At 35.1% G+C, this 11,592-nt stretch carries 11 protein-coding genes; 9 read left to right on the top strand and 2 right to left on the bottom strand.

Going from position 1 to position 11,592, the window contains the following annotated elements; translation table 11 throughout:
- Positions 1-27 precede the first annotated feature (27 nt).
- Positions 28-1,032 (bottom strand): hypothetical protein, encoded by a 1,005-nt coding sequence (locus QYS47_RS02125; RefSeq protein ID WP_322347554.1) that lies wholly within the window; start codon positions 1,030-1,032, stop codon positions 28-30.
- 160 nt (positions 1,033-1,192) lie between these two features.
- Between QYS47_RS02125 and QYS47_RS02130 the strand changes: the two genes are divergently transcribed.
- The 3 genes from QYS47_RS02130 to QYS47_RS02140 all read left to right on the top strand — a co-directional run bounded on the left by QYS47_RS02130 (position 1,193) and on the right by QYS47_RS02140 (position 4,752).
- A complete protein-coding gene (locus QYS47_RS02130) occupies positions 1,193-2,077 on the top strand; it encodes a M20/M25/M40 family metallo-hydrolase (RefSeq protein WP_322348413.1) in 885 nt (294 codons plus the stop codon).
- Between the two features lie 68 nt (positions 2,078-2,145).
- Complete coding sequence (locus QYS47_RS02135; protein ID WP_308357985.1) at positions 2,146-3,933, top strand: glycoside hydrolase family 15 protein; 1,788 nt, start codon at positions 2,146-2,148, stop codon at positions 3,931-3,933.
- Between the two features lie 150 nt (positions 3,934-4,083).
- Positions 4,084-4,752 carry a zinc-dependent peptidase gene (locus QYS47_RS02140; RefSeq protein ID WP_407660351.1) on the top strand — a complete coding sequence of 223 codons (669 nt, stop codon included), beginning with the start codon at positions 4,084-4,086 and terminating at the stop codon, positions 4,750-4,752.
- A 127-nt stretch (positions 4,753-4,879) separates the two neighbouring features.
- Here the strand turns inward: QYS47_RS02140 and QYS47_RS02145 are convergent, their stop codons facing one another.
- A complete protein-coding gene (locus QYS47_RS02145; protein ID WP_322347555.1) occupies positions 4,880-5,311 on the bottom strand; it encodes a nuclear transport factor 2 family protein in 432 nt (143 codons plus the stop codon).
- 320 nt (positions 5,312-5,631) lie between these two features.
- Here QYS47_RS02145 and QYS47_RS02150 point away from each other — a divergent pair, with 320 nt between their 5' ends.
- From QYS47_RS02150 to QYS47_RS02175, 6 genes are all read left to right on the top strand, one after another.
- Complete coding sequence (locus QYS47_RS02150) at positions 5,632-6,921, top strand: serine hydrolase domain-containing protein (protein WP_322347556.1); 1,290 nt, start codon at positions 5,632-5,634, stop codon at positions 6,919-6,921.
- A 144-nt stretch (positions 6,922-7,065) separates the two neighbouring features.
- Complete coding sequence (locus tag QYS47_RS02155) at positions 7,066-7,605, top strand: hypothetical protein (protein WP_302128248.1); 540 nt, start codon at positions 7,066-7,068, stop codon at positions 7,603-7,605.
- A 120-nt stretch (positions 7,606-7,725) separates the two neighbouring features.
- Positions 7,726-8,292: a class I SAM-dependent methyltransferase gene (locus tag QYS47_RS02160; protein WP_322347557.1), complete on the top strand. Its 567-nt coding sequence runs from the start codon at positions 7,726-7,728 to the stop codon at positions 8,290-8,292.
- Between the two features lie 20 nt (positions 8,293-8,312).
- Positions 8,313-8,630 (top strand): antibiotic biosynthesis monooxygenase family protein, encoded by a 318-nt coding sequence (locus tag QYS47_RS02165; protein WP_322347558.1) that lies wholly within the window; start codon positions 8,313-8,315, stop codon positions 8,628-8,630.
- Between the two features lie 520 nt (positions 8,631-9,150).
- Positions 9,151-10,185 (top strand): hypothetical protein, encoded by a 1,035-nt coding sequence (locus QYS47_RS02170; protein WP_322347559.1) that lies wholly within the window; start codon positions 9,151-9,153, stop codon positions 10,183-10,185.
- Between the two features lie 300 nt (positions 10,186-10,485).
- On the top strand, positions 10,486-11,481 hold the full coding sequence (locus QYS47_RS02175; RefSeq protein WP_322347560.1) for a hypothetical protein: 996 nt from the start codon (positions 10,486-10,488) through the stop codon (positions 11,479-11,481).
- Positions 11,482-11,592 lie beyond the last annotated feature (111 nt).

Consider the following 11,592-nt stretch of genomic DNA (forward strand, 5'->3'; position numbering starts at 1 on the left):
TGAAATGGTTTTATCAAATCCCATGCCTTAACGCTTTAATTTGGCTTTTAAATTTTCAATATGATTAAATAAAGCCTCTTGCCAGCTTTGTCCTGCATCCCATTCTTCACCCAAATAAATATCTTTGGTATAAAGTTGTTGAACATAATATTTATGAACCTGCTGATCGATTCGGTATTTCATGACTTCTTCATTGGGTCCTTTTCTAATGGATATCAGTATGGTTTCTTCCTCTGATAAATCATAGCCTAGCATTCTTCTCAGGCTTTCTCCATTATTCTGTAGTTTTTTTAGTACCATTAAATAACCTTGAGAAATCATTTCCTCTGCAGTCATTCCAGGTTCAACTAATCCATATTCGAACGGATAATAATTTTCCATGATTGAATCTAATGCCATATTTGCTTGGTCTACATCCATGTCCAGCATTATACTTTCGGTGAATTTTGGTACTGCTAATTTATCTATTCGGATATCAGGATTGAAATTTTCAACTCTTCGGGATTTAATTACGCGTGTCTTCTTAAATGTTTCAGGAACATCTATTATTAAAAAGTTTTCTCTTTCAAGTCCTGACTTATTCACTAAAGTACGCAACTGTGATCCTAATTCTTTTAAGGTTTTATCCTGTAGGTAAAATGCTTTCATTCCATTTTGAAAGAAGCCGCCTTCTTCTGGAATTTTGGTAGCGTACAAGGCAAAACCGCTATCCATCTGATGGACAATTAGCATATTTTCTATGCTTCTATCTGTAATATCTGAGTAAAAAGCTTTAGTAGCATCTTCTCCTGACATGATATCGGATAATGAATAATAGGCAACTGCATCTACGCCAATTTCAACAAAATTATTATGTATAATTTGAGCTTCCTTTTCCCAGTTTAACGAATTGATATTCATAAAAACGACTGCTCTTTTACTTAATAGGTCTTTTGGGAGCTGATCCGTTTTTGTTAAAAAAGGAAAATCATCTTGTGAAATGCCTCTAAAACACATAAAAAGGAATAAAAGTGAAAATATACAGTTTCTCATAGAATTAATTTCGGACGAAAATTAAAGATTTTTGACTAATCGGCTGAATCTTAACGCCATTATCTATAAATTTATTCTTTAGCTAAAAATGCTAATTCTATTAAATGATAAAGCTTTGATGAAATCAATTAAATATTGTTTTTTAATTTTATTAATCTTGATGGCCCATCAGGGCTATAGCCAGAGGGATTCTGTAAAGGTATTTCCTGACTCTTCAAAAGTTATGAATGATTTATTTTTTCTCGCTTCTGATTCATTAGAGGGAAGAGAAACGAATACAACTGGAAATGCTATTGCAAGAAAATATATTGTAAATAGATTACAAAAGTTAGGTGTTTCCGCCTATGTTCCTGACTATATTCAGTCCTTTATTTTTGGGAAAGACTCCATTCCAGGGGAAAATATTTTAGGCTTTATTGAAGGCTTTACTGGAAAGAATTATATAGTAGTTTCGGCACATTACGATCATGTTGGGATGGAAGACAGCACAAAAATATTCAACGGGGCAGATGATAATGCCAGCGGAACAGTAGCTTTATTGGCTTTAGCCGAACACTTTAGAGCAAATCAACCAGATAATAATATACTTTTTGCATTTTTTGACGCTGAGGAAAAAGGTCTTCAGGGAGCAAAATATTTTATGCAGTCAGTAGTGGTAGATACCAACAGAATTAAGATGAATGTGAATTTAGATATGGTAAGCCGTGGCGATAAAAATGAAATTTATGCAGTAGGCACTTATTTCACTCCCTATTTAAAACCTATGCTCAAAGATGCAGCTGAAGACAAAAGCATTAAACTTCTATTTGGTAGAGATGAACCTAAGAAAAAGCCAAATTGGGTAAACTCTTCGGATCATGCACCTTTTCACAATGCAAAAATTCCTTTTGTTTATTTTGGGGTAGATGACCATGCTGATTATCATAAAATTACCGATACTCCAGATAAGGTTAACCCAGATTTTTACTTGGAAGCGATACGATTAATAAAGGATGCAATAGAAAATTTTGATGCCAATTTGGGTGATATTGTTTATGGCAAATAAACAATTAAGTACAAATCCCTATTGATTTTAAATACATGAATTAAAATAGCTCTTTAAGAATATATAATATGCAGGAAAGACACAGCTACGACCTCGGAATGATTGGAAACTGCGCCTATCTGGCGTTAATTGGTAAAGACACAGACATTAAATGGATGTGTATGCCTCGCTTTGATAGTTCCTTCATTTTTGGGAGCCTAATTGGAGGTGAAAAAGGAGGAGAGTTTTCTATCAAGCCTACTTCTGAAAAGTATAAGATTACCCAATCGTATATTCCGAATACAAATGTGTTAGAAACCATAGTTGAAACGGACGAATATGCCTATAAAATCACGGACTGTGCTCCTCGCTTCAGACAGTTTGATCGCTACTATCGCCCGCAGATGCTCATTAGGAAAATTGAACCGCTCAATGGTTTGCCGCAATTAAGAGTAGTATGTGACCCTGTAGGAGACTACGGACAAAAGAAATTGAAAAGAGAAAGAGGGAGTAGCCATATTCGCTACTTTGGTTTGCCTGAAACTTTAAGGCTTACCACCAATATTCCGATTAATATGGTGATGGATAGCAGCCCATTTGTTTTGACCAAAACGCGCTATATGGTCATGACCTACGGGGCTCCTTTGGAAGCAGAATTAAATGAAACAGCTGAAAACTTCATTAGCAAAACCGTTGCCTACTGGCAAAACTGGGTAAAGTCAACCAGTATTGGTCAGCATTATCAGGAAGAAGTGATCCGGTCTTCTTTAGCCCTGAAAATTCACCAGTATGAAGATACAGGGGGTATTATTGCTTCGCCAACCATGTCCTTACCAGAATCACCAGGGAGCACGCGGAACTGGGATTATCGTTATTGCTGGATGCGCGACACCTATTATACGCTTACGGCTTTTAATAACATTGGTCACTTTGAAGAGATGGAAAATTACTTCCTTTACCTCACCAATATTCCGATGCGGGGTAAGGAAAGAGTGCAGCCACTTTATAATTTAGTAGGCGAAGGCACTATAGTAGAAAAAGAACTGGACTTACCAGGTTATATGGGCAACCAACCGGTGAGAGTGGGGAATGATGCCTATACTCATATTCAGAATGATGTGTATGGTCAGATTTTATTGGCGATTCTTCCGCTTTATACCGATAAGCGTTTTGCCAATATGGAGAAATCGCAATCGGCCTATCTATTAAAAACCATTTTGGATAAGATTGAATACACCATAGATGAGGCGGATGCCGGTTTATGGGAATTTAGAAACCTGAAGCAGAAGCACGCTTATACTCACCTTTTCCAATGGGCAGGAAGCCATGCAGCTGTTAAAATTGCCCATGAAATTGGAGATCCTGATTTAGGAAAAAAAGCAGAGAAATTACTGAAACAAGCAGCCGCTCATTTAGAGAAATGTTATGCCCCTAGCCGAAAAGCCTATGCCCAAGCTGAGGGCGTAGAAAGAATGGATGCCAGTACCTTGCAGTTGATTATGATGAATTATATTCCTCATGGAAGTCAGAAAGCGAAAGATCATTTAAAAGCATTGGAGGAAGATTTAAGAGTGGGTAAAGGCCTCTTTTATCGATACAAGCATGCTGATGATTTTGGCGAACCAGAGACTACTTTCTTGATTTGTGCTTTTTGGTATGCGGAAGCCTTGGCTTGCGTAGGAAGAACGGAAGAAGCCATGGAAGCCTTTGAAGAAATTATTGGCTATTCTAATCATGTTGGTTTGTTGAGTGAAGATGTTAAATCAACGGATGGTTCTATGTGGGGGAACTTCCCGCAAGCCTATAGCCATGTTGGCCTTGTAAATGCTGCCTACAGAATAAATAATAAGTTGGACAAACCTGATTTTCTGCCTTAAGTTTTGTTTTTTGATATCATAGCATATTTAATCCTGTTAACATTAATAGGATTAATATTCGGGCTTTTATTTAAAACTATAAGGGATGTTGTGAGGCTAACGTTAAATTATTTTGGCCTTTATAGTTTCAGTCGCCTGAACCAAGATCAAGTGAGAAAACTGAAAAAGTATTCTCCTTATTTCAGGAAATTGAAGCACAAGCATCAGCGGGAGTTTATGTGGCGAGTGAGTCAGTTTATTGCGGCCAAAAGCTTTGTTCCAAGAGGGATGAAAGAAGTAACCGAAGAGATGAAAGTAGTGGTGGCAGCTTTAAGTGTTCAAATTACTTTCGGCTTGCCCCGCATTTACCTCTCTCATTTTAAGAGAATCCTGATTTATCCGGATAGTTATTATTCTACTATTAATAATCAATACCATAAAGGAGAAGTAAACCCAAGGTTTGGGATTATCGTGCTTTCATGGAAGAATTTGGTTTCGGGTATCGCCAATGAAACGGATGGTATTAATTTAGGCATACACGAACTGGCACATGCTATACATCTGGAGAATAGAATTCACAATACTGAATTTGGTTTTATTGATCAGGCCCTTTGGGATGAATATTCCAATCTGGCGCAATACGAAATGATGAAAATCAATACTGGGGAACCCACATTTTTTAGAGAGGTGGGTGGAGTAGATCACTATGAGTTTTTTGCGGTGCTGCTGGAGAACTTCTTTGAAAGGCCTAAAGCCTTGAAAAACTACAGTCCCAAACTTTATCATAAAACCTGCCTACTCTTAAGGCAAGACCCCCTTAAGTTGCTAATGAATATCTAAGCTATTGAAATGCCAAATACGTTTACACCTCTATAATCCGCACAGGGGGATAGCTCTACTAATTCCCTTTTGAAATTAATGTAAATCAGGGCACTGTGTAGTTCGTTCACTATCAAGCTATTGTCAATTATTCTTCCGCTATTGTTGCCTGCCAATTAATAACTTTCCAGATGCCCTCTTTCTTTTGAAAAACACCAGAATTGAAATAATTTCCTATTTCTTCTCCATCAGATTTAGCAATAAGTTTAAAGGCTACAACGGCCACATTCTCCATTATTCTTATTTGAACCTCCTCTGCAGAGTAGGAAGTTTGTTGCTCCTTGCTGCTGGCCTGATCAACATTCTTAAAGCCATCCATGACGGTAGATTTTCCAAAGCGCTTGCCAGCTGAACTGGTGTATACCAAATCTTCAGACCAAAAGCGGTTATGCATTTGAGGATTGTTCACATCGCTGAGAAAGTCGTGAAGTAATTTATTTAGAATTTCCTTTTCTGCTTCTTGAGCATAGAGTGTAGAGTTTAGAAAAAATAGTGTGCTGATTAAGAAAATGTATCGCATAGTTTTCGTTTTTCTGTCATAAGATAGCGAAAAATGAATAAGTCTAAAAAAGAGGGTGCAGTATTAAACAATTTTAAGTAAGGGTATGTGAAACTATAGCATGCTAAACTATTTAGGTGTCCAATAAAGATCAGGACTTTATTACTAAAGACTTGAAATACCTATAGGCATCCCGTGCTTATGCTAGCTTTAGCTATAATTTTATAAATGGAAGGTGCTGCATGCAGCAAGCGCAACCCTGCAGCTCACTCACAATCAAGCTATTGTCAATTATTCTTGCTATCTTTAGTAAGGTAAATCCCCACTAACAAAAAGCACTCATGAAAAACATCGCCTCCATCTTCTTTATTGTGCTTGTTATGCAATCCTGCAGCCCCCAAAATAAAAATACTGATCAGCTAAAAAGTCATAATGAAACGGTTATTAATTCATTAACTGAAAAATTGGATTCTATTCAAAAAAATGGACAAATAAATGGATTTGCAGTTGCAATGGTAGACCAAAACGGAGTACTCTATGAAAAAGGCTTTGGATTAGCTAATCTTGAGACAAAAGAGAAGTATACTGAAAACACCATACAGCATATTGCTTCGGTTTCTAAAACCCTAATTGGTATAGCTCTATTAAAAGCAAAAGAACTGAGTAAGCTGAATTTAGATGATCCTATCCAGACTTTTTTACCTTTTAGTGTGATAAATCCTAATTATCCTAATGAGAGGATTACAATCAGACAATTAGCTACTCATACTTCCGGAATTAATGATACTGAGCAATATATGGATCGGGCATGGATTCTTTCAAAAGATCAGGATTTAACGAAAGTAAGTACAGCTTATCCTGCCCAAAGATTAAATCCACCTGAACTTGATATTCCATTAGAAAAATATTTGAAAGGATATTTAGAAATAGACGGAGATTATTTTCAAGAGGATAATTATATAAACTTTAAAGCAGGTGAACGATATAACTATTCAAACATAGGGGCCACTTTATGTGCATTGATTATTGAAAAAGCAACAGGTCAAGCATTTGATTCCTTTACGGAAGAGCACATCTTAGAACCTTTAGGGATGAATTCATCAGCTTGGTCATTGGAAGATGTAGAGAGAAAAAAGCATTCAAGATTATATAGAAATGATAATACACTATTACCTTTTTATACTGCAATAACTTATCCCGATGGAATGTTGATTTCATCAAGTAGCGATATGGCAAAATACCTCCATGAATTAATTAAAGGGTATTTTGGAGCAGGTACCTTACTTTCGAATGATAGCTATAAAGAATTTTTTAAGGAACAATTAGAAGAACAAAATTTTGAATCGCGAAATGCAGCGAATCCTTATAATGGAGATTATAGCCCAGCATTATTCATTGGACATAGTGCGTTGGGATATATTGGCCATTCGGGCGGAGATGCAGGAGTTGGGACTTGGATGTATTTTAATAAAGAGAAAAAAACGGGCAGATATATAGTTATAAACACGGATATGGGAAATGATGAGCGGGCAAAAGAGTTAGAATATTATGCTATTTGGGATATAATGAATGAATATTTTGATAAACTTGAGCTAGATAAATCCGAACCACTGTCAATAAACATAAAATAAGCGAAACTTAAGTTCGCTAGTACTTACCCTATGATTTGTCTCCCTATTTAAGCTAGAAATAACTGATCCTCATAATATTTTTTAGTTAGGAGTAACTTTATTCTCCTATACGCATCTTCACGATAGGTCATAAATTGATTTATCATGAACTTGAGTAAAAAAGACAAAATTGAAATATTTGAAAATGCCATAAGCTGGATTGTCGTTTTGGCCATGTTCCTTTACGGTGGAGGGAAATTAATTCAATTTAATGGAGCGGCAGAATTGGATAAAACAGTCGCAGAAATGACAGGAATGGAATTAATGTGGGCTTTTTACGGATATTCGAAATCCTTTGCCATCACCCTAGGATTTTTTGAACTGCTGGGTGGTATTTTAATTCTGATCAAACCGACTCGCCTAATTGGCGGCTTGTTTACCAGCACCATTTTAATGAATGTAATCCTTCAAGACATTTTTTATGGCGTTCATGTGGGCGCCTTAAAAGCAGCTATATTGTATCAAGTATTGATCTTGATCATTTTTTGGATGAATAAAGAAAAAATGATTGAGGCTTTCAAAAGCCTGTTGAGTTCGAAAAAAATTCAACAAACAAAAAGTAAGTTTTTTCTAAAATTTCTTATCGCTTTCGGACTCTTTGTGGTCTTCAGAATTTTAGAATACTATTTTACTATAAAGCTATAAAACCTATTATTTTATTCGTAACTAGCTAGACTTGCAAAGGTCAGGATTTTACAGAAAAGCTATCTTTCAAAAATCATAAAATACGCTTATATTATACATTCATTTAAATTGTAAATCTAAATGAATGTAGCCTACGACCAATACTATCAGACTGAAAATTACTTCGGAGAACCTTATCCTGAACTTATTCAGTTTATGCAAGACCATCCAGAAAAAGGGAAAGTTTTGGATTTAGGATGTGGCCAAGGAAGAGATGCCATTGCTTTGGCACGCTTGGGCTATGTTGTGACAGGAATCGACAACTCTAAAGTGGGTATTGATCAAATGCTCGAAATTAGCAGAGCAGAAAAGCTGAAGTTGGAAGGACAAGTTGGAGATATTTATTCTTTTGATGGGTTTAATGAATTCGATATTATCCTTTTAGATAGTATGTTTCATTTTGCTAAAGAAGACAGGGAAAAGGAAATTGGTTTTCTCAAAAAAATTGTAGCGAATATAAAGAAAGGTGGAATACTTATTTGCTGTATGCAAGATGCTGAGGATAAAGTGAAAACCTTCAAAGAGACCATCGATACAGAAGTTAATCCCATTTTATTAGTAGATAAAGCCTTTCCATACCTTTTTGAAGACAGCGAAAGTGGACAGCAGTTTGCAATCGATTACAGAATGATGGTATTAAAGATATAATAAAACTAAAAACAGGCCTTATGATAGCCAATACACCGAAACCACCTTATTATGCTGTGATTTTTAGCTCTGTAAGAACTAAGGTAGATCATGGCTATGCTGAAATGACTCAGCGAATGATGCATTTAGCGGAGAAACAAGATGGCTTTTTAGGGGTAGAAAGTGCTAGAGAAGAACTCGGTATAACCGTATCGTATTGGACAGACTTAGAATCAATTAAAAAATGGAAACAAAATTCTGAGCATCTGATAGCTCAAAATAAAGGCCGTATGGAATGGTATAAACATTATAAAACCAGAATTTCAAAAGTTGAGAGAGATTACGGCTTTGACAAATAGAATATACTCATTTCAATTGAATGGCTTTCGATAAAACCTATACGCTAAAGGATGTATTCTAATTATATTCTCTTATCTTAGAGGTACCTCTACAACCAAAACCTTAAGAGTTCATCTCTCATGACGCTTGGTTGAAAAAAATATAGTGTATATAAAGTAACAATGGTTTTTTTATATGCAATATATGGAGGATAAAGTAACATTACTTACTTTATACAATTGTTGTGTGTAATAAGGTTTAACTACTATCGATTTTAATATTTCATATACAATTAACTCAGTCGAGTTTACCAGTTTAAATGACACTAATTGCGCTCTATTTATCGGTAAACTTCATGAAAAGAAATTAACTATTCCATTTAAGCTTTTTGTTTCGCATACCAAAAACGGAAATTGGAAGTTTGAGAAATTATCATTTACTGTAAAAAAACTAACTAGCAGGGATAAACAAAATTTAACTTCACAATCATTTAAAGATCAACTAACAGAAAAGGTATCCAGCATGTTGAACACGATTAATATGTGGTACGGAGAACAGACTGAAACTGGAGCAAAAATGATTTTAAATGAACTGATGCCTCCTGCAGCGGATAAGGGCAAGATCTCTTGCTCGTTTCGCAATCGACTTCTAAGTCTACCTGATTCATCCTGGAAAAGGCTCTGGCCACTTATAAAATCACGTGTTGATTATGATGACTTCTTTTGGGTGCAAGGTCTTCCTAAGAAACTTGTATCAGAGGCAATGGAAAGACTTGAAATAATATTTCCATATGAATGGATCGAAAAACAATTTAAGACTTACCTAAATAAGACAGAAGTAGACTTTGCTGCAGACCTGCCTCAGAGCGAATCATTTTGGTATCCTAGTTATCACTTGGCTAGAACTGCTCTTGGAGCAATTTGTGTTGATCCAGCATGGAATTACTTAATTGAATTAGCCAAATCTATCGATAATCTCAATGGATTCCCGAAAGTAGATCAGATCACAAGGTCTATAACAAAACAACCTGGAAATCAACATCATTTATGCTATGCCAGCGAATTTCACGACAGGAATATGTTGATAGAATTAGAACCTTTAATTGGGAAAGGTTCCGCGAAAAATGATCTTCAAGTCGAATACAAAGGGGAAAGGATTGATATTGAATTAAAAGCATTTTCATCAAAAACACCAGAAACTAGAATAAAAAAAGAGATAATAAAAAAGCTAGATCAGTTACCTAATGAACTTATTCATCCACTAATCTTTCACCTTGTTATTATAGAAAATGGACAATATGATAAAGAACAGGAAGCAAATTTTCTCAATACAGTGAGATCACTTGAAGATTCATTTCTGGGTAAGATTCATGCTGTTGTTGCTGGTAGAATGTTTGTTGATTCTTCTGGTGGATTTTTGAAACGAGATTTTAAGGAGATTAGAATAAATAGTACTTCAAAGTTTGATCTTAACGAAAAAAGTATTTCTGAAATATTCAAACCAAATTTTAATGAAATAAAATATCCAATATATGGTATTGGATCATTTTTTCAATTTGCAAATGAAAGTCAATAATTACTATACACAACAAACACTATCATCCATAAGCTTACTGAGTTATTTGCAAAGGTTGGTGCGATGAGATACTTTTATAGATATTTAAAAGTCCAGCTTACGTATGATAGTTGGACGTCCAGAATAAATTAATCAAGCAATATGACTAGATTTTCCTGTCTAATTTTTCTTTTAATATGTTGTTGCTGTAATCCGGCAGAAAAAAAAGAAAGTTCATCAACTTTTAATTTGACTATCTCATCCACTGTTGATCAAGAAGCTCAGATAAATCAGGAAATTATTAAAACCCTCCGCGGATTCTTGTCAACAAAAAATAAATCCAACTATGAAAATACATATTGGTCATCAGATGACTTTGATACCTATTGGTTTCCATATCAGGACATTTACAGAATTGAAGATAAAGATAGTATTTCAAATTTTTATCAGCCTACTTTGTTACACATCGTGGACACGGATGAGGAGAACAAAAAACTTATTAAAGTGGCATATATAGGTCATAATACTGCTACAGAAGAAAATACATTAAAGTATATTTACAATATTTTGGCAACGAAATCGGACTCAGGCGTTGTTCTTTCTAATTCAACTCAATATTTTACAAAGGACTGGAAGAAAATTGAGAAAGGGAGTCTAAGTTATGTTATCTCTCCGAATAAAGAGTTCAATGAACAAGAAGCTGAAAAGCAAATAAAAGATATCGAAAAAATAAGTGCCTTTTTTAATACCGAGCCCTTACCGATTACCTACTATTCTTGTACAAACCTTAAAGAACTATTTCAAATCAAAGGCTTCGACTATAATCCAATTATGTATAGAGAAGGTGGTGGAGGTCTATCTGCTCGCCAGAATATAGTTTTTTCAGCAAATAGTTCGGAGTTCTATACTCATGAAATCATGCATCTTTATATTATTGCTTTTTATTATTCTAGAGCTCAACTGTTCAATGAAGGGATGGCTACATATTTTGGTGGCAGTCGAAAGTACAGCTATACTTGGCATAAAAAAAACTTAAAAACATACCTTGCAGAGAACCCTGAAATTGACTTAAGCTTACACTTAGAACCTTTTGAAAGATTCTTTGCCGGAGAAACTTCAATTCCGTATATGATAGGTGCATTGATATGTGAAAGGACGTTTCGTTTGTATGGAAAAGAAAAGTTATTAGCATTATTAGAAAAAGGCGAGATGTGGGATTTATTAAATGATGTTGGGTTGACAAAGGAAAATCTTAATACAGAATTAAGAAAAGAGTTATTACTTCCACCAACCTTAGCGATAGCCAATTCGGATTAAATTATATAAGGTTAACATATTACAATTAATAAACTTTATTAAGCCAGACAAGATGGTGTTTCAAAATCCCGCACTTAATGTAGCTTTAGGGTTTCCGCCATGCTCTGCATA

The sequence above is a fragment of the Marivirga arenosa genome (genome assembly GCF_030503875.2).
In the GTDB taxonomy this organism is placed as follows: domain Bacteria; phylum Bacteroidota; class Bacteroidia; order Cytophagales; family Cyclobacteriaceae; genus Marivirga; species Marivirga arenosa.